Origin of the sequence: Leisingera daeponensis DSM 23529 (assembly GCF_000473145.1) — a bacterium.
In the GTDB taxonomy this organism is placed as follows: Bacteria; Pseudomonadota; Alphaproteobacteria; order Rhodobacterales; family Rhodobacteraceae; genus Leisingera; species Leisingera daeponensis.
In genome coordinates this window covers 2,884,555-2,902,411 of the sequence record NZ_KI421500.1, presented here as the reverse complement: position 1 = coordinate 2,902,411, position 17,857 = coordinate 2,884,555, and the positions used below count along the sequence as shown (strand labels likewise).

General features: G+C 64.4%; 19 protein-coding genes. 10 read left to right on the top strand and 9 right to left on the bottom strand.

What is annotated here, in order from left to right:
• Nucleotides 1-35: 35 nt before the first annotated feature.
• From DAEP_RS0114750 to DAEP_RS0114735, 4 genes are all read left to right on the top strand, one after another.
• Nucleotides 36-1,199 (top strand): acyl-CoA dehydrogenase family protein, encoded by a 1,164-nt coding sequence (locus DAEP_RS0114750; protein WP_027245173.1) that lies wholly within the window; start codon nucleotides 36-38, stop codon nucleotides 1,197-1,199.
• A gap of 3 nt (nucleotides 1,200-1,202) precedes the next feature.
• Nucleotides 1,203-1,499: an Rdx family protein gene (locus DAEP_RS0114745; protein WP_027245172.1), complete on the top strand. Its 297-nt coding sequence runs from the start codon at nucleotides 1,203-1,205 to the stop codon at nucleotides 1,497-1,499.
• Nucleotides 1,500-1,742: 243 nt separating this feature from the next.
• On the top strand, nucleotides 1,743-3,773 hold the full coding sequence (locus tag DAEP_RS0114740) for an acetate--CoA ligase family protein (protein WP_027245171.1): 2,031 nt from the start codon (nucleotides 1,743-1,745) through the stop codon (nucleotides 3,771-3,773).
• Between the two features lie 50 nt (nucleotides 3,774-3,823).
• Nucleotides 3,824-4,621, top strand: coding sequence for a carnitinyl-CoA dehydratase (locus DAEP_RS0114735; protein WP_027245170.1), 798 nt, complete (start codon nucleotides 3,824-3,826; stop codon nucleotides 4,619-4,621).
• A 128-nt stretch (nucleotides 4,622-4,749) separates the two neighbouring features.
• On the opposite strand, the gene DAEP_RS0114730 is transcribed toward DAEP_RS0114735, so the two are convergent.
• Nucleotides 4,750-5,403, bottom strand: coding sequence for a class I SAM-dependent DNA methyltransferase (locus DAEP_RS0114730; RefSeq protein WP_027245169.1), 654 nt, complete (start codon nucleotides 5,401-5,403; stop codon nucleotides 4,750-4,752).
• A 73-nt stretch (nucleotides 5,404-5,476) separates the two neighbouring features.
• Here DAEP_RS0114730 and DAEP_RS0114725 point away from each other — a divergent pair, with 73 nt between their 5' ends.
• Complete coding sequence (locus tag DAEP_RS0114725; RefSeq protein WP_027245168.1) at nucleotides 5,477-6,346, top strand: SDR family oxidoreductase; 870 nt, start codon at nucleotides 5,477-5,479, stop codon at nucleotides 6,344-6,346.
• A 131-nt stretch (nucleotides 6,347-6,477) separates the two neighbouring features.
• Here the strand turns inward: DAEP_RS0114725 and dxs are convergent, their stop codons facing one another.
• The 6 genes from dxs to DAEP_RS0114695 all read right to left on the bottom strand — a co-directional run bounded on the left by dxs (nucleotide 6,478) and on the right by DAEP_RS0114695 (nucleotide 11,852).
• Complete coding sequence (gene dxs, locus DAEP_RS0114720; RefSeq protein WP_027245167.1) at nucleotides 6,478-8,406, bottom strand: 1-deoxy-D-xylulose-5-phosphate synthase; 1,929 nt, start codon at nucleotides 8,404-8,406, stop codon at nucleotides 6,478-6,480.
• Nucleotides 8,407-8,457: 51 nt separating this feature from the next.
• Nucleotides 8,458-9,342 carry a polyprenyl synthetase family protein gene (locus DAEP_RS0114715; protein ID WP_027245166.1) on the bottom strand — a complete coding sequence of 295 codons (885 nt, stop codon included), beginning with the start codon at nucleotides 9,340-9,342 and terminating at the stop codon, nucleotides 8,458-8,460.
• A gap of 4 nt (nucleotides 9,343-9,346) precedes the next feature.
• Nucleotides 9,347-9,589: an exodeoxyribonuclease VII small subunit gene (locus tag DAEP_RS0114710; RefSeq protein ID WP_008554789.1), complete on the bottom strand. Its 243-nt coding sequence runs from the start codon at nucleotides 9,587-9,589 to the stop codon at nucleotides 9,347-9,349.
• Nucleotides 9,586-10,512 (bottom strand): histone deacetylase family protein, encoded by a 927-nt coding sequence (locus DAEP_RS0114705; protein ID WP_027245165.1) that lies wholly within the window; start codon nucleotides 10,510-10,512, stop codon nucleotides 9,586-9,588. Before DAEP_RS0114705 ends, DAEP_RS0114710 begins: the two co-directional genes overlap by 4 nt.
• Nucleotides 10,513-10,641: 129 nt before the next feature.
• On the bottom strand, nucleotides 10,642-11,343 hold the full coding sequence (locus DAEP_RS0114700) for a response regulator (RefSeq protein ID WP_008554432.1): 702 nt from the start codon (nucleotides 11,341-11,343) through the stop codon (nucleotides 10,642-10,644).
• A complete protein-coding gene (locus DAEP_RS0114695) occupies nucleotides 11,340-11,852 on the bottom strand; it encodes a MarR family winged helix-turn-helix transcriptional regulator (RefSeq protein ID WP_008554519.1) in 513 nt (170 codons plus the stop codon). Before DAEP_RS0114695 ends, DAEP_RS0114700 begins: the two co-directional genes overlap by 4 nt.
• A gap of 163 nt (nucleotides 11,853-12,015) precedes the next feature.
• Between DAEP_RS0114695 and DAEP_RS0114690 the strand changes: the two genes are divergently transcribed.
• The 4 genes from DAEP_RS0114690 to DAEP_RS0114675 all read left to right on the top strand — a co-directional run bounded on the left by DAEP_RS0114690 (nucleotide 12,016) and on the right by DAEP_RS0114675 (nucleotide 15,167).
• On the top strand, nucleotides 12,016-12,882 hold the full coding sequence (locus DAEP_RS0114690; protein WP_008555961.1) for a branched-chain amino acid aminotransferase: 867 nt from the start codon (nucleotides 12,016-12,018) through the stop codon (nucleotides 12,880-12,882).
• A gap of 207 nt (nucleotides 12,883-13,089) precedes the next feature.
• Nucleotides 13,090-13,560: an MgtC/SapB family protein gene (locus DAEP_RS0114685; RefSeq protein ID WP_027245164.1), complete on the top strand. Its 471-nt coding sequence runs from the start codon at nucleotides 13,090-13,092 to the stop codon at nucleotides 13,558-13,560.
• A gap of 134 nt (nucleotides 13,561-13,694) precedes the next feature.
• Nucleotides 13,695-14,654 carry an AraC family transcriptional regulator gene (locus DAEP_RS0114680; protein WP_027245163.1) on the top strand — a complete coding sequence of 320 codons (960 nt, stop codon included), beginning with the start codon at nucleotides 13,695-13,697 and terminating at the stop codon, nucleotides 14,652-14,654.
• Between the two features lie 141 nt (nucleotides 14,655-14,795).
• Nucleotides 14,796-15,167, top strand: coding sequence for an SPW repeat domain-containing protein (locus DAEP_RS0114675; protein ID WP_027245162.1), 372 nt, complete (start codon nucleotides 14,796-14,798; stop codon nucleotides 15,165-15,167).
• Between the two features lie 3 nt (nucleotides 15,168-15,170).
• On the opposite strand, the gene DAEP_RS0114670 is transcribed toward DAEP_RS0114675, so the two are convergent.
• Entirely contained in the window at nucleotides 15,171-16,022 is an 852-nt protein-coding gene (locus tag DAEP_RS0114670; RefSeq protein ID WP_208855452.1) for a LysR substrate-binding domain-containing protein, read from the bottom strand.
• An 82-nt stretch (nucleotides 16,023-16,104) separates the two neighbouring features.
• Here DAEP_RS0114670 and DAEP_RS0114665 point away from each other — a divergent pair, with 82 nt between their 5' ends.
• Nucleotides 16,105-16,809 carry an SDR family oxidoreductase gene (locus tag DAEP_RS0114665; protein WP_027245160.1) on the top strand — a complete coding sequence of 235 codons (705 nt, stop codon included), beginning with the start codon at nucleotides 16,105-16,107 and terminating at the stop codon, nucleotides 16,807-16,809.
• A 55-nt stretch (nucleotides 16,810-16,864) separates the two neighbouring features.
• On the opposite strand, the gene DAEP_RS0114660 is transcribed toward DAEP_RS0114665, so the two are convergent.
• Nucleotides 16,865-17,800, bottom strand: a complete 936-nt coding sequence (locus DAEP_RS0114660; RefSeq protein WP_027245159.1) for a DMT family transporter — start codon at nucleotides 17,798-17,800, stop codon at nucleotides 16,865-16,867.
• Nucleotides 17,801-17,857: the final 57 nt, after the last annotated feature.

The following is a 17,857-nucleotide window of genomic DNA, read 5'->3' as shown; positions in this document are numbered from 1 at the left end:
TCTGACCCGTAACAGATTTGCCAAGGAAGACCGCCATGCAGTTCGGGATGACCGAAGAACAGTCTATGATCGTCGAAACCACCCGCGCCTTTGTGGAAAAGGAGCTCTATCCGCATGAGGCGGAGATTGAGCGCACCGGCCACCTGGACATGGATGTGATCCGCGATGTGCAGAAAAAGGCGATGGAAGCGGGGCTTTATGCCGCCAACATGCCAGAAGATGTGGGCGGTGCCGGCCTCGATACCCTGACCTGGCTGATGTACGAAAAAGAACTGGGCCGTGCCAATTATGCGCTGCACTGGACCGGTGTTGCGCGGCCGTCAAATATCTTGCTGGCGGGCACCCAGGAGCAGAAGGAGAAGTACCTGTTCCCCTGCATGAAGGGCGAGAAATGGGACTGCCTGGCGATGACCGAGCCGGATGCGGGATCGGACCTGCGCGGCATGAAGGCGACTGCGCGCAAGGATGGCGATGACTGGATTCTGAACGGCACCAAGCATTTCATCAGCCACGCAGACATCGCTGATTTCGCCATCTGCTTCATGGCCACCGGGGTAGAGGACACACCGCGCGGGCCCAAGAAGAAGATCACCGCCTTCTTCGTTGACAAGGGCACGCCCGGTTTCGAGGTGCGCGACGGATACGGCAACGTCAGCCACCGCGGCTACACAAATTCGGTGCTGGAATTCGACGACTGCCGCCTGCCGTCCTCGGCCATTCTGGGCGAGGTCGACAAGGGGTTCGAGGTGGCAAACACCTGGCTGGGCGCCACCCGCCTGCAGGTCGCGGCCACTTGCCTGGGCCGCGCCGAACGGGCCCTGCAGCACTCGATCAAATACGCCGCCGAGCGCAAGCAGTTCGGCCAGCAGATCGGCAAGTTCCAGGGCATCTCCTTCAAGCTGGCAGACATGGCGCTGGAGCTGAAGGCGGCGAACCTCCTGACCTGGGAGGCGGGCTGGAAGTTCGATCAGGGCACTGTGACTGAGGCCGACATGTCGATGGCCAAGCTGAAGGCAACCGAGATGCTGGCCTTTGTCGCGGATGAGGCAATCCAGATCCACGGCGGCATGGGCCTGATGGACGAGCTGCCGCTGGAACGCATCTGGCGCGACGCGCGGGTGGAGCGTATCTGGGAGGGCACCAGTGAAATCCAGCGGCACATCATCAGCCGCGAGATGCTGCGCGCCGTCGGAGGCTGATCCATGACCCGGTCCGGGAAACCCGTTGTTACCATAACCTACTGCACCGGCTGCAACTGGCTGCTGCGGGCGGGCTGGATGGCGCAGGAGCTGTTGCAAACCTTCCAAGGCACCTTGGGCGGGGTGACACTGGTTCCCGGTGACACCGGCGGGATCTTCGAAATCCAGGTTGACAGGGAACTGGTCTGGGACCGCAAGCGGGACGGCGGTTTTCAGGATGCGAAAGAGCTGAAGACCCGCGTCCGCGACCTGATTGACCCGGACCGGGATCTGGGCCATCTCGACCGGCCGGCACCTTGAACTCCGGCAGCTTTTTCGCCTTCGGCGAGGATATTCGAGGGCCAGAAGAAGAATGAAACCAGATCCAGCCCCCGGAGGGCAGCGCCGCAACCGGGGGTCTTCTCCTGGCGCGGTCATCGGCCTCCCCGCCTGTACCGCGCAACCAGCGTTGCCGATTCTGGTTCGTAACACCCTGTGCTTCTTCTGGCTGAAAATATCCCCGCCGGAGCCTTCCGAACTCTCAACCAGCGGATCCGTTCCAGAATGACACGCGACCTTTCACGCCTTTTCCGTCCCAAATCCATAGCTGTGATCGGCGGCGGCGCATGGTGCCGCCTGGTGATCGAGCAGTGCCGGAAGATGGGGTTCGACGGCGCCATCTGGCCGGTCCATCCCAAGGCCGAAGTGGTCGCAGACCTGCCTGCGTTCAAGGATGCGGACAGCCTGCCGGAAGCGCCCGATGCGGCCTTCATCGGGGTGAACCGCTTTGCCACAATCGAGGTGGTGCGGGCGCTGTCGGCCCGCGGCGCCGGCGGGGCGGTATGTTTTGCGTCCGGCTTCCTGGAAGCCGCAGCCGAGGACGCTGAAGGGGCGGACCTGCAGGCGCAGCTTCTGGACGCGGCGGGGGATATGCCCTTCCTTGGTCCCAACTGCTATGGGTTCATCAACTATCTGGACGGCGCGCTGCTGTGGCCGGACCAGCATGGCGGGCAGCGGGCAGAGAAAGGCGTGGCCTTGGTCACCCAAAGCTCCAACATTGCCATCAACCTGACCATGCAGAAACGCGGGCTGCCGCTGGCCTATGTGGTGACTGCGGGCAACCAGGCGCAATCCGGCATCGCCGCGATTGGCGAGGCACTGCTGGAGGACACCCGCGTCACCGCGCTGGGCCTGCACATCGAGGGCTTTGGCGATCTGCGCGCGTTTGAGGCGCTGGCTGCCCGTGCCCGCGAACTGGGTAAGCCGATTGTCGCGCTGAAGGTTGGCAAATCGGCTGAGGCCCAGGCTGCAACTGTTTCCCATACCGCCTCGCTTGCGGGCGGTGATGCGGGGGCGGGGGCTTTGCTCGCGCGCCTCGGCATCCCGCGTCTGGAGGATCTGCCATCTTTCCTGGAGACCTTGAAGCTGCTGCACGTGACGGGACGGCTGCCGTCGAACCGCCTTGCAACAATCAGCTGCTCGGGCGGGGAAGCCAGCCTGGCGGCAGACACAGGCCACACGCGCAACGTCGTGTTTCCGCCCCTGAATGACCGCCAGAAAGCGGACCTGCGCGATGCGCTTGGGCCGATGGTGGCGCTGGCGAACCCGCTTGATTACCACACCTATATCTGGCGCGACACTGAGGCGATGACCAAAGCCTTCTCGGCCATGATGGATCCGCAGCTGGCGATGACCATGCTGATCGTGGACTTCCCGCGCGAGGACCGCTGCGATGCATCGGACTGGGAATGCACTATTCAGGCCGCCATCGGTTCGCGCGAGCGGACAGGGGCAAATGTCGGCCTCGTCGCCACTCTGCCGGAACTGCTGCCGGAGGCCGTGGCGGCCCGGCTGATGGAAGCAGGCGTGGTGCCCCTCTGCGGCCTGAGCGAAGCGATTGCCGCCTGTGAGGCCGCCAGCCTGCCGCTGCCGGAAGCGCCTGCGCCTCTGCTGCTGCCGACGCCGGTTGTGGAGCCGGATCTGGTGCCCGAGGCCGACGCCAAGTGGCAACTGGCAAGCTACGGTTTGCGCGTTCCGCGCTCCAAACGGGCGGCCTCTGCCACCAATGCCCGCGCAGTGGCGGTGGATGTAGGGTTTCCCGTTGTCCTGAAGGGCGAAGGCGTCGCGCATAAGACCGAAGCGGGGGCCGTGGTGCTGAACCTGAACTCCGGCCAGGAGGTAAGCGATGCCGCCTTCAGCATGCCCGCGTCGCGCTTTCTGGTTGAGGAAATGGTCACCGGCGCGGTGGCCGAGCTGCTGGTCGGCGTGGTCAAGGACCCGGTGCACGGCTTTGTCATGACGCTGGCGGCGGGCGGCACTTTGACCGAACTGATGGAGGACAGCGCGTCTTTCCTTCTGCCCGCTTCCGACGCGGACATCGAAGCGGCGCTCCAGTCGCTGCGAATCTCGAAACTGCTGGATGGCTACCGCGGCGCCCCGGCGGCAGACCGCGAGGCGATCCTGCGCGCTATCCGCGCGGTCGAAGCCTATGTCATGGAAAACGCGCTGGGGCTGGAGGAGATCGAGATCAACCCGCTTTTGTGCACCCCGGCGGATGCGGTGGCAGCAGACGCGCTGATGCGGCGAAAATACTAGGGCTTTGGCCCTGAAACAGAACGGCATGTCCCATGCCAGGAGGAGATGAGATGAGCGACAGCCCCGAGAACAGCCCTGTGAAAACCCGCCGCGACGGCGCCATTCTGGAGGTGACTCTGGACCGGCCCAAGGCCAATGCCATTGATCTGAAAACCAGCCGGGTGATGGGCGAGGTGTTCCGCGACTTCCGCGACGATCCGGAGCTGCGGGTGGCGATCCTGACCGGCGGCGGCGAGAAATTCTTTTGCCCCGGCTGGGACCTGAAGGCAGCGGCTGACGGTGATGCGGTGGATGGCGATTACGGGGTCGGCGGCTTTGGCGGGCTGCAGGAGCTGCGCGATATGAACAAACCGGTGATTGCGGCGGTGAACGGCATCGCCTGCGGCGGCGGGCTGGAGCTGGCGCTGTCGGCGGACATGATCATTGCCGCCGGTCACGCCACCTTTGCGCTGCCGGAAATCCGCTCCGGCACGGTTGCGGATGCGGCCAGCGTGAAACTCCCCAAACGCATTCCCTATCACATCGCCATGGAACTGCTGCTGACCGGGCGCTGGTTCGATGCCGAAGAGGCCAACCGCTGGGGCCTGGTGAATGAGATCGTGGCGGCGGATCAGCTGATGGACCGCGCCTGGGAACTGGCTCGGCTGCTCGCCTCCGGGCCACCGCTGGTCTATGCAGCGATCAAGGAGATCGTGCGTGATGCCGAGGACAGCAAATTTCTGGACGCGATGAACCGGATCACCCGGCGGCAGCTGGAGACGGTGGATGTGCTCTACGGCTCCGAGGATAACTTGGAAGGCGCCCGCGCCTTCGCTGAAAAGCGCGATCCGGTCTGGAAGGGGCGCTGACGCGGTCCCCCCGCCTGCTTCAGGAACATCCGGGGATGTCCCCGCACAGTTGGGCCTGGCGCCGCGCTCTGCGCGGCGTTTTTTCTGCTGAGAAGCTCATAAGGAGCAGGTCTGCACCTCCCAAGACCCTATGCCAACGGCAAGGTCTGCACTTTCTGAAACACGGCGATCAGCGCGGTGTCGTTCTTGTGCGCTCCAGTGGCACCCGGGCCGTAGATCGGCACCTCGGGCAGGGTGAGGTTGTTGATCCATTGCCCGCGCAGCAGCCTGTCGAAGGCCCCGGCAAACCCTGCCTTTTCGTAGAACTTTGCATTCACCGACAGGGCAATCCAGGCGCCGGGCATCGCCACGCGCAACAGGGCAGGCAGCACCTCGGGGCCAAGGTGGCCATGGGTGAACGTCCCGGAGGACACTACACCGCGGTAGGAGCCGCGCGGAACCGGGATGCCCTCCATCAGGTCGGCCTCTATCACGTCACGGTAGGCGTCCTTGCGCAGCGCCTCGGCCAGCATGGCGGCACTGATGTCGGTGGCGTCAACCGGCTCAATCCCAAGCGCCCGCAGCGCCTGGCCGCAAAGGCCGGTTCCTGCGCCGGCGTCCAGAACCGGGCCCTCCCCGCCGGCGGCGGCAAAGGCCTTGGCGGTTTGTGCAGGCAGCAGGTAATCCTGCCCGGCGGCGAAGTCCTGGTCGTATGTGCCGGCCCAGTCCGCATAGAGCCGCCGTGAATCCTCAGGCGTGCTCAGCGCATAGGCATCGGACAATCCCGGTGCTTGCTTTTTCATCGGGCTATCAAAGTCGCTCGGCAGATTCGAATCAACCCTTGCACCCTGGCCGCCGCCAACGCATCTAAGTGCCATGGGAAAAACACTGCTTTGTCTTGGATTTGGCTATACCGCCCGGGCGCTTGCGCCGCGCCTGCAGGCGGACGGCTGGAGGGTTATCGGAACCTCGCGGGACACCGTGGAGGCCGATGGCGTGGAGATGATCACCTGGCCCGGGCAAGAGGTGCCGCTGGACGGTGTGACGCATATCCTGAATTCGATCGGGCCGAATGCGGAGGGCGATCCGGTGCTGGCGGCGATCGGCAGCAGGATTGCCGCGGCTTCTGGTATGGAATGGGTGGGCTATCTGTCCACCACCGCCGTCTACGGCCACCACGACGGCGCTTGGGTGGACGAGGATACGCCCGTCACGCCCTCCAGCCAGCGCGGCGACTGGCGCGCCCTGGCTGAAGCGCAATGGCAGGCCATTCCCGGGCTGCCGCTGCATATCTTCCGCCTGGCCGGTATCTACGGCCCCGGCCGCGGCCCATTTGCCAAGCTGATGGCGGGCAAGGCGCGGCGGATCATCAAGCCGGGGCAGGTGTTTTCGCGCATTCATGTGGACGACATCGCCCAGGTGCTGGCCGCTTCCATCGCGCAGCCGCGGCCGGGGGCGATCTACAACGTCTGCGACGATGATCCGGCCCCGCCGCAGGATGTGCTGGGCCACGCCGCCGAATTGCTGGGTTTGCCCATGCCTGCCGAGGTGCCGTTTGACGAAGCGGGCATGACCCCGATGGCACGCAGCTTCTATGGCGAGAACAAGCGGGTGCGTAACCGGCGCATCAAGGACGAGCTTGGGGTGGAACTTCTGTATCCGAGCTACCGCGAGGGGCTGCGGGCGGTGCTGGAGGCCGAGGACATGGAAAGCTTTGTGCCGCCGGCGGAACCGCCGGGGGTTTAAGGACAAAGGCCGCCTGCGCTTGCAGCCCGGTCTAGGCCTGCCTGCCCTTCAAACTGAAGGTTTTTCTATTGTAAAGAGGACAGGCGCTTACGCGCCTGCCTGCACAGGCTTCCGCCTAGAGGTCACGAAAGTTAAGCCCGCTTCCCGGCAATCGTCGCGACGCCCAGAACGTCCAGCACCTTGGCTTCGATCTGCGGCGCGTTCATCGCCGCCACCTCATACATGTCCGCCGGGCTGGCCTGATCGATGAAGGTGTCGGGCAGCACCATAGAGCGGTACTTGAGGCCGCTGTCGAAAACGCCTTCCTCCGCCAGAAGCTGTGCTACGTGCGAGCCGAAACCGCCCACGGCGCCTTCCTCGATGGTGATCAGTGCTTCGTGGTCCGCAGCCAGTTGCAGGATCAGGTCGCGGTCCAGCGGCTTGGCAAAGCGGGCGTCGGCGATGGTGGGCGTGATGCCCTTGGCCGCCAGCGCTTCGGCGGCCTTTTTGACCTCGCCCAGCCGGGTGCCGAAGGACAGGATGGCCACGCGCTTGCCGTTCTGGATCATCCGGCCCTTGCCGATCTCCAGCACTTCGGGGGTCTCGGGCATCTCGACGCCTTCGCCCTCGCCGCGCGGGTAGCGGAAGGCGATGGGGCCATCGTTATGAGCGGCGGCTGTGGCAACCATATGGACCAGCTCTGCCTCATCCGCCGCGGCCATCACCACCATGCCGGGCAGGTTCGCCATGAAGGCAATGTCGAAACTGCCGGCATGGGTGGCACCGTCGGCACCAACCAACCCGGCGCGGTCGATGGCAAAGCGCACCGGCAGGCGCTGGATCGCCACGTCATGCACGACCTGGTCATAGCCGCGCTGCAGGAAGGTGGAATACATCGCGCAGAACGGCTTCATCCCGCCGGCGGCCAGCGCCGCGGCAAAGGTGACGCCATGCTGCTCGGCAATACCCACGTCAAAGCAGCGCGAGGGGTAGCGTTCGGCCATCAGGCTGAGGCCGGTGCCATCCGGCATCGCGGCGGTTACGGCACAGATCTTGTCGTCCTTGGCGGCCAGCTTCACCAGCTCATTTCCGAAGACCGAGGTGTAGGAGGGCGCGTTGGAGGGCGCTTTCTTCTGCTCGCCGGTCACCATGTCGAACTTGGCGGTGGCGTGGCCCTTGTCGCGGGCGCGCTCAGCGGGTCCGTAACCCTTGCCCTTCTTGGTGAGCACATGGATCAGGATCGGGCCGGTCGCCCGCGCCTTGACCGTGCGCAGGACCGGCAGAAGCTGGTTCAAATCGTGGCCGTCGATGGGGCCGAGATAAGAGAACCCAAGCGCCTCAAACAGGGTGCCGCCGACCGCCATGCCTTTCAGCATATCCTTGGCGCGCTTGGCGCCTTCACGGAACGGTTCCGGCAGCAGCGAGACCGCGCCTTTGGCGGCGGCCTTCAGCTCCTGGAACGGCTCGCCCGCGTAGAGGCGGGACAGATAGGAGGACAGCGCGCCCACCGGCGGGGCAATCGACATCTCATTGTCGTTCAGGATCACGAACAGCCGCTTGCCCAGGTGGCCTGCGTTGTTCATCGCCTCAAACGCCATGCCCGCCGACATCGAGCCATCGCCGATCACCGCGATGGCGTCGCCGTTGCCCTCGGGGATCACGCCGCCAAGGTCGCGGGCCACGGCAAAGCCGAGGGCGGCGCTGATCGAGGTGGAGCTGTGGGCCGCGCCGAACGGATCATAGGGCGACTCGGAGCGTTTGGTGAATCCGCTGAGCCCGTCCTTCATCCGCAGGGTGCGGATGCGGTCGCGGCGCCCGGTCAGGATCTTGTGCGGGTAGCACTGGTGGGACACGTCCCAGATCACCTTGTCGCGCGGCGTGTCGAACACCGCGTGCAGCGCAGTGGTCAGTTCCACGACGCCAAGACCCGCGCCCAGGTGGCCGCCGGTGACGGAGACCGCGGAAATGGTTTCCTGCCTGAGCTCGTGCGCGACCTGCACCAGCTGCGCATCCGTCAGCCCTTTCAGATCCGCGGGGCGCGTGATCTGGTCCAGAAGCGGGGTGTTGGGCCGGTCGGGCATGGTGTCTCCTTGGGCTGCGCCGGGCAGAATGCCGGCGCGTGGCGCGCCGGGTTAGCTGTCGCGCGCAATAACGAAACGCGCGGCTTCCTTCAAGGTTGCGGCGTCATCACCATAGGGTGACAGCGCGGCACAAGCATCCTCGCAAAGCGACTGTGCGCGGGCTTTTGCCTCTGCCAGACCCAGCAATGAGACAAAGGTCGCCTTGCCGGCATCCGCGTCCTTGCGCACCGCCTTGCCGACCTTGGCGGCATCACCTTCCACATCCAAGATGTCGTCGGCGATCTGGAAAGCAAGGCCGAGGGCGCGTGCGTATTGCCGCAGCGGTGCCGGGTCCGCGCCCGCCAGCACGGCGCCGGCAGTGGCGGACCATTCGATCAGGCGTCCCGTTTTGTGCTCTTGCAGAGTTGTGATCTCTTTAAGAGTTAATGGAGTTTTGGCAGACTCAGCATCAATGTCGAGCATTTGTCCGTACACCATTCCAGACCTGCCCGCAGACCTAGCAAGTAGTTTAATGAGATCGAGAGCGTTTGGGCCGAACTTCCTATGCGCCAGCAAATCGAAAGCTAAAGCTTGCAGCGCATCGCCGGCTAGAACGGCCGTAGCTTCATCCCATCTCTTGTGAATCGTTGGCACACCTCTGCGTAGGTCATCATCATCCATGCAAGGGAGGTCGTCATGCACCAGAGAATATGCATGGATACACTCAATTGCTACTGCAGCGTCAACGGCTACATCTTCATCGATCGCGTGCAGCCGGGCACTTTCAAGCACAAGAAAACCACGAAGCATCTTACCGCCCAAGAGGGCTTGCAACATAGGTGCACCTAAGCTGCTATCAGTGAGCACTATGTTGTAAATGCGATTAGAAATCAGGCTTTGGGCGCGTTTCAATGCCGCTTCGAATGTAAGCGGCTCGGCATGAATTCCTGCAGTCATTTGATCACCCGGCGTCCAGCGGCTGGGTGCCCTTGGGGGTGCCATTGGCGTCCAGGGTGATGGCGGCGACCTTTTCCTCGGCGCGCTTCAGCTCGTCTTCGCAGCGCTTCTTCAGCGCAGCGCCGCGTGTATAGAGGTCGATAGACGCATCCAGCGCCACATCGCCGCGCTCCAGCTGGTCCACCACGCCTTCCAGCTCACGCATCGCCTGTTCAAAGCTCATCTGGTCTACGGGGGTCTCAGTCATGCCGGTGCCTTCATCAATTCTTCTACATGCGCGCGGGTTGCCGCGGACAGCGCGTTCAGATCATATCCGCCTTCCAAAGTCGAGACGATACGGCCCTGGCACAGCTCACTGGCAAGCTTGCACAGTTCCGCGGTGAGCCAGGCGAAATCCGCGGTGGCCCAGTTGAGGCTGGCCAGCGGGTCGTCTTGGTGCGCGTCAAAGCCGGCCGAAATGATGATTAGCTCCGGCTTGAAGGCGCGCAGGCGCGGGAAGGCCTGGCTTTCATAGGCTGCCTGCATCTCTGCCCGGCCGGATCCCGGCGCCAGCGGCAGGTTGAGGATCTGGCCATGGGCGCCGTCCTCGTCCGGGCGGCCGGAGCCGGGCCAGAGCGGCATCTGCTGGCTGGTGATGACCAGCGCGCGCGGCTCGTCCCACAACAGGTCCTGCGTGCCGTTGCCGTGATGGACGTCGAAATCCACCACCGCAACCCGTTTGAGGCCATGGTGATCAAGCGCGTGCTTGGCCGCCAGCGCCGCATTGCCGAACAGGCAAAAGCCCATCGCCGTGTCTGTTTCCGCGTGATGCCCCGGCGGGCGCACCGCGGCAAAGGCGTTCTGCACCTCGCCGCCCAGCACCATATCGACGCCGCGCACCACAGCCCCCGCCGCGCGGAACGCCGCATCCAGTGATCCGGGAGACAGGAAGGTGTCGCCGTCAATCTGTGCCCAGCCTTCTGCCGGGGAGGCTTTGCGCAGGTCCGAGAGGTAAGACGCAGGGTGAATGCGGAGAATGTCATCCTCCGCGGCCATCGGGGCTGTTACGCGCCTCAGGTCCAGTGGCTCCAGCGCGTGCAGGATGTGCTCCAGCCTGGCAACCCGTTCGGGATGGCCTTCCGGGGTCACGTGGTTCAGGCAGTCCGCGTGGGTGATCAGGGCGGTTGTCATAGAGCGTTCCTCCTGCGGCCGGGCTTAGCGCGACCCTAGGGGGCGGCGGGCTTTGGCCGCAAGGGGAAACCCGGGGCGCTGCCCCGGACCCCGGAATATTCCGGGCCAGAAGAAGGAGCCGGGAATGCGTTAATCCGGTGCCAGCATGTAACCCGCCCCGCGCACTGTCTGCAGATACTGCGGCTGCTTGGGGTTCGGCTCGATCTTGCGGCGCAGGCGGGTGATCTGCACGTCCACCGCGCGTTCCTGCGCCTGGCCGCGGTCGCGGCCCAGATCCTCGACCAGCTTGGTGCGGGAGACCGGTTCGCCGGGCTGGGCGGAGAAGATCTTCATCAGCTGGCTTTCGGTGCCGGTGAGACGGATCAGCTCATCGCCCTGCCACATCTCGCCGCGCTCGATGTCATAGCGGATGGCGCCCAGGTGCAGCACCTTTGGCGCGGCCTCCTGCGTCACGGTGTCGGGCATCCGCCGCAGAATGGCGTTCACCCGCAGCAGAAGCTCCTTGGGCTCGAAGGGTTTGGGCAAATAGTCGTCCGCGCCAGCCTCCAGCCCCGCGATCCGGTCTTCGGTCTCGCCCCTGGCGGTCAGCAGCAGGATCGGGGTGGACATGGTTTCGCGCAGGGATTGGGTCAGCGAGATGCCGTCCTCGCCCGGCATCATCACATCCATGATGATCAGATCGAAATCCAGCCCCGCCAGCACCCGCCGGGCATGGGCCGCATCGCGTGCCGCGGTGACCAGAAAGCCCGAGCGCATCAGGAATTTTTTCAGCAGGCCGCGGATGCGCTCATCATCGTCCACGATCAGAAGATGGGCGTCATGCATGCTCATGCACCCGTTTCGCGCAGCTTGGCATAGGCGCGGCGCATGTCGGCGTCCATCATCGCCTCCAGCACCTTCTTGAAACCCTGCACCGCCTCAGGGCCTGCGTCCTTGTAGGCGGCGCGCATCCGGGCGCGCTGGGCGTCCGACAGCGTGGCCTCCAGCGCCGCGCCCTGTTCCGTCAGGTAGAGGTGGCGTTCACGCTTATCCAGCTCGCCCACCTTGCTTTCGACCAGGCCGTCGCCGATCAGCGTCCGCAGCACCCGGTTCAGCGATTGCTTGGTGACGCCCAGAATGCTGAGCAGGTTATTCACGGTGGTGCCCGGGGAGCGGTTGATGAAGTGGATCGCCCGGTGATGCGCCCGGCCATAGGACAGTTCCGCCAGGATCCGGTCCGGATCGGCGGTAAAGCCGCGGTAGGCAAAGAACATCGCCTCGATCCCCTGGCGCAGCTGCTCGTCTGTCAGAAACAGCAGGCTTTCGCCGCTGTAACCCTGCCCTGTCCGGCCTTCAGGCATTCGGTGCCCCCTCGTTTGTCTTGCCGGTCAGTTTATGTCAGTGTTGTTGACATTCCAAGAGCGAAGATGTATCGAATCCCAGCTTTGACGCAATATTGTGTCCTATCTGGCCGCAGGTTGCGCAATTATTGAAAATCACCGCTAAGTTTCAGGAGGGTGCGGCATGGCTGGTTATGACGACCGCGACGGTGTGATCTGGATGGATGGGGAGCTGGTCGACTGGCGGGATGCGAAGGTGCATATCCTGACCCATGCGATGCATTACGCGTCTTCTGTGTTCGAGGGCGAACGCGCCTATAACGGCAAGATCTTCAAGAGCCGCGAGCATTCCGAGCGCCTGATTGCCTCCGCCGAAGCGCTGGACATGCCGATGCCCTATACCGTCGACCAGATCGAGGCGGCCAAGGAAGAGACCCTCAAGGCCTCCGGTCTGCAGGACGCCTACGTCCGGGCGCTGGTCTGGCGCGGCTCGGGTGAGGATATGGGGGTCGCCTCGGCCCGCAATCCGGTGCGGATGGCCATCGCGGTCTGGGGCTGGGGCGCCTATTACGGCGATGCCAAGATGCAAGGCGCCAAGCTCGATATCGCGGAGTGGAAGCGGCCCAGCCCCGAGACCATCCCGGTACACGCCAAGGCGGCAGGCCTTTACATGATCTGCACCATCTCCAAGCACAAGGCGGAGGCCAAGGGCTGCTCGGATGCGCTGTTCATGGACTACCGCGGCTATGTGGCAGAGGCGACCGGCGCCAATATCTTCTTCGTGAAGGATGGCGAGGTGCATACGCCGCTGCCGGATTGCTTCCTGAATGGCCTGACCCGGCAGACCGTGATTCAGATGCTCAAGGACAAGGGCGTCACCGTGCATGAGCGCCACATCATGCCGGAAGAGATGGAAGGCTTTGAGCAGTGCTGGCTGACGGGCACTGCCGCCGAGGTCACCCCGGTGGGCGAGATCGGCCCCTACAAGTTTGAAGTCGGCGCCCTGACCCGGGAGATCGCCGAAGACTACGAGAAGCTGGTCCGCGCCTGAGCGCAGAGCAGGCCTGATTGGAAACCCCCGTCCGTGTGGCGGGGGTTTTTCTTTGCGGCTGAAGTGCCAGGCCGCATGTCACAGGACATAGCGGCCCTCGCCATTTTCCTGCACATTTCCCGGGGCTGTGCCATAGTCGGGCATATTGCTGAAAAGTCATTCCAGGGCAGCCGCAGGCAGGGCCCGGTGAGGAGGAGCAGGAACGCCATGGACCTGAGCATTGCCTATGTAAGCTATTTTGATCTCGTTTTGCGGCTGATTTGCGCCGCTGCTGCCGGGGCGCTTCTGGGGCTGGACCGGGAACTGCGGCACCGCAAGGTGGGCATGCGGACCTATATGATCGTTTCGCTTGGGGCCGCAGGTTTCACGCTGATCACCATGGAAATGTCGATGGATGCTCTGGCCCTTGAAATGGGCGCTGATCCGACCCGGATTATGCAGGGGCTTGTCGGGGCGATCGGCTTTCTTGGCGCCGGGGCGATCATTCAGGGGGATGAGCGGGTTGGTGGCATGGCGACCGCAGCCAGCCTCTGGGTGGCCGGAGGTGTCGGCATGGCATCGGGACTTGGGTATTTTGCTCACGCCTTGCTGCTGGCGCTGAGCGCCGCTGGCATTCTGGCGATGAGCCGGCTGATGAGCAACCGCGGCAGAAAGGACCGGCCGGACTTTCACGACTGACGGCGGTCAGGACCGGGTTCCCCAGGCGGTGCAGCGCCCTTTGGCCCTGACAGGGATGCGTCCGGGCGTTCACTTTACCTTGCAGATCGTCCGGCAGGATGGACGCCGGCGGCCAGACGCCTAACATCAAGCCCATGTTGGACCTGCTCAGCGATATTCTCACCCGGTTGTCTCTCAAGGGGACGCTTTACTTCCGCACTTCTTTCACCCCGCCGTTCGGGATTCAGGTGCCGGAATACGAGCACGTCGCGCGGTTCCACTTTGTGCAGCGGGGGGAGCTGAACGTGCATGTGCCTGCGAGCGGGGAGACGCTGCGGCTGAAGCAGGGCGATCTGGTGCTGATCCCGCATGGCGCGGCGCATATGCTTCTGTGCAACGAGGTGCAGCCGCCGGAGGCGCTGCCGCTGGAGCAGGTGCTGCAGGACGCGGGCTATGACGGCGGCGGGGTGCTGGTGTACGGCGGCGCCGGGGAGGTGCGGGATACCCAGCTTATCTGCGGCCATTTCTCCTTTGCCGCGCTGCCCGGGCGGCGCGGTGCCGGGCATGTGCTGATCGACCGCCTGCCACCCCACATCGTGATCGAGAACTACGGCGAGTCCGCAGGCGCCTGGATCGAGGCGACCCTGCGGATGATCGGCTCCGAGGTGCAGGGTGCCCGCATCGGCGGCGACCTGATAGCGCTGAAACTCTCCGAGGTGCTGTTTGCCCAGGCGATCCGCGCCTACCTGGAGCATCAGAGCCCCAGCGGATCGGCGCTGGCGGGGTTTGCGGATCCGCGCATTTCGCGGGCGCTGACGGCGTTTCACCGGGCACCTGCCAAGGAATGGAGCGTGGAAGGGCTGGCGCGGGAGGCCGGGATGTCGCGTACTGCCTTTGCGCAGGAGTTCACCGCCAAGATGGCGGTGACGCCGATGCAGTACCTGACCAGCTGGCGGATGCAAATCGCTTGCCAGGGGCTGACGCAGCAGGGGCTGAACGTGGCGGATGCGGCGGAGATTGCCGGCTATGCTTCCGAGGCGGCGTTTTCGCGTGTGTTCCGCAAGCAGGTCGGGATGTCCCCGGCCGCCTACCGGCAGCAGCATCGCGCGGCCTGAGGTGTCCATGCGCCCGCCGTTTGAACGATCTGCAAGGTTTGCCGGAGGGGCTGAAATTCACCGTCCGGGATGACTGCTCCATTCTGGGGACAGAGCCGCCAAAGGGGCGGCCTGTCAATACCCAGAAAAAGGACCTGACCCATGCCCCTCCGTTTCGTGACCCGTACCCTTCATGCCTATCTTGATTATCCGGTGGCTGCCGCCCTGATGGGGCTGCCGTTTCTTCTGGGCCTCGGCGAAAGCAACCCGCTGGCGCTGTGGCTGTCGGTGGCAACCGGCATCGCCGCCTTTGTGCTGACGCTGCTGACCGATCACCACCTCGGCCTGGTCCGGGTGCTGCCTTACAAGCTGCATCTGACCGTTGACCTGATAGTTGGCCTCGCCTTTCTGGCGGCGCCTTTCGTCTTCGGATTTACCGGGCTGGATTCGGCCTTCTACCTGCTGAACGGGGCTGCCGTTGTCGCGGTGATCTCGCTCAGCGCGCCGGAGGAAGCCGAGGCCGCTTCCGCCTGATGCTTATTGGCGCAAGAGCCAGCCCACCACGGTTTTGGCCCGGCCCTGAGCGCTGGGCCAAAGCACGTAGAACCCTTGGTCGCCCAAGCGCGGCGCTTGCCACAGGATTTGCAGCGGCTGACTGCCCAGGAACATCCGCGGCACCAGCGCGATGCCCTGGCCGTTCACCGCCGCATCCATCGCCAGCGCGGTCTGATTGAATTGCAGAACCCGGCCTGTGGCCGTGAGCCCTTCCTGCCGCAGCATATGGTCCCAGTGCCGGTGCCCGTCCTGGATCAGCGTGTGCTGGGTGAGATCGGCCAGTTTCAAGGGTTCTTCCTGTGTTAGAGCCGGTTCCGGCCGGGCCACCGCCACCAGATCCACCAGCGACAGCAGGGCACAGTTCAATCTGCCGTCTTGCGGTTTCCTGCCTTGGCGGATGGCAATGTCGATGCCATCCCGTTTGAAATCAGCCAGGCTCTCCTCCGCAACCACCCGCAGGTCGATATCGGGATGGCGGGCCTCGAATTCCGGCAGCCGCGGCACCAGCCATTTGGCGGCAAAGGAGGGCGGCACCGACAGCGTCACCCTCTGCACGGTCGGCGTCAGCTTGCCGGTCGCATCGCGGATCAGCGCCAGCGCTTGCCGGACTGGCGCATGGTAGCTGCGCCCGGTGTCGGTCAGCGTTAGCCCGCGGGCGTGGCGGTGAAACAGTTTGTGCCCCAGATCCGCCTCCAGCCGCCGCACCTGCTGGGCCACAGCGCCTTGAGTCAGGTGCAGCTCCTCTGCCGCGCGGCCGAAGTTCAGGTGGCGGGCGGCGGCGTCAAACATCCGCAGGGCGTTGAGGTTGGGCAGGCGCATCCGGTTTTCAGCCAATAGTTTTTCTACAGTCTGGCGCGATGAGACATGATTGGTCAAGCGGCCGCTGAGCCGCCATCCTGAGGGCAAGCAAAGGAGTATGGATATGACCAAAGTCGCTCTCTTCACCGCCGCAGGCAGCGGCATGGGCGCGGACGCCGCCCGCCACCTTCACGAGCAGGGGTATGAGGTTGCGATCCTCTCCTCCTCCGGCAAGGGTGAGGCTCTGGCGCAGGAACTGGGCGGGTTGGGGCATACAGGCTCTAACCTGGAACAAAGCGACCTGCAGGCGCTGGTGGACAAGACGATGGACCGCTGGGGGCGGATCGACGTGCTGGTCAACTCGGCTGGCCACGGCCCCAAGGGCGACATCCTGGAGATCAGCGACGAGGATTGGCATCTGGGGATGGAATACTACCTGATGAACGTGATCCGCCCGGCCCGGCTGGTGGCGCCCGTCATGGCGGCCCAAGGCAAGGGGTCGATCATCAACATCTCCACCTTCGCAGTGTTTGAGCCGGATCCGCTGTTCCCGACCTCCGGCGTGTTCCGGGCGGGGCTTGCGAGCTTTACCAAGCTGTTTGCCGACAAGTTCGCAGGCCAAGGCGTGCGGATGAACAACGTGCTGCCGGGCTTCATCGACAGCCTGCCGGAGACTGAGGACCGCAAGGCGCGCATCCCGATGGGCCGCTATGGAACAGCGCGCGAGGTTTCGGCGCTGATCGCCTATCTGGCCTCGGATGATGCGGCTTATACCACCGGGCAGAACATCCGGGTGGATGGCGCGCTGACCCGTTCGATCTGAAATCCGCAAGCCTGCGGCCCAGGCTTCTGCCCCGGCACATCTAGGCGAGAGCCTGCTAAACACCCTTCGGGTTGTTTGCGGCGCGGTCCTTGCCGCGCTGCAGTCCCAGCCGGTGCTCGCGCCAGATCACCAGCACATTGCCGGCGATCACCAGCACCGCGCCGCCCAGCATCACCAGCGTCGGCCATTCATCGAACCATACGTAGCCGATCACGATGGCAAAGATCATCGAGGCGTAATCGTAGGGTGCCAGCATCGAAGCAGGCGCAAAGCGGTAGGAGGAGGTGACCAGGATCTGCGCCACCCCGCCGACCAGCCCGGCGCTGACCAGCAGCGCAGCGGTTCGCGCATCCGGCATCACCCAGCCGAAGGGCGCAGTCAGCAGCGCGAGGCCTGAGGCCGTCAGCGAAAAATAGAACACGATGGCCGCGGTATGCTCGGACTGCACCATGCGGCGGATGTGGATCTGAACAAATCCGCGGGCGACGGTTGCGCCAACCACGAGCAAGACGCCCAGCATGGCGCCATCCTCCAGATCGCCGCCAAGACGGGGCCAGATCATGATCAGCACGCCCAACAGGCCGATGGCCACGGCGCTGATCCGCACCATCCGGATGGTCTCTCCCAGAAACAGCGCCGCCAGGATCAGGGTGAAGATCGGCGTGGCATAGCCGATGGCCGTAACCTCCGGCAACGGCAGCAGCGCCAGCCCCATGAAGGTCATCCCCATCGCCGAGGTCCCCACCAGCCCGCGCCACACGTGAAACATCGGTTTCTTCGTGATCAGCCCGTGCCGCAGCTCTCTGCGCGCGGCCAGCCAGATGACGATCACCGGGATGGCAAAGAAGGAGCGGAAGAACACCGCCTCGCCTGCCGGCACGGTATCAGAGGTTGCTTTGATGATCCCGGACAGCGCGGTGAACAGCGCAATGGCGGTCACTTTCAGCAGGACCGCCAGCACAGGCCGATGCGATGTTAACGATTTCGCCATGGCGCGACCCTGCGCCCAAGCGCCGCAAAGATCAATGGCTTGATTTCACCGCACCAA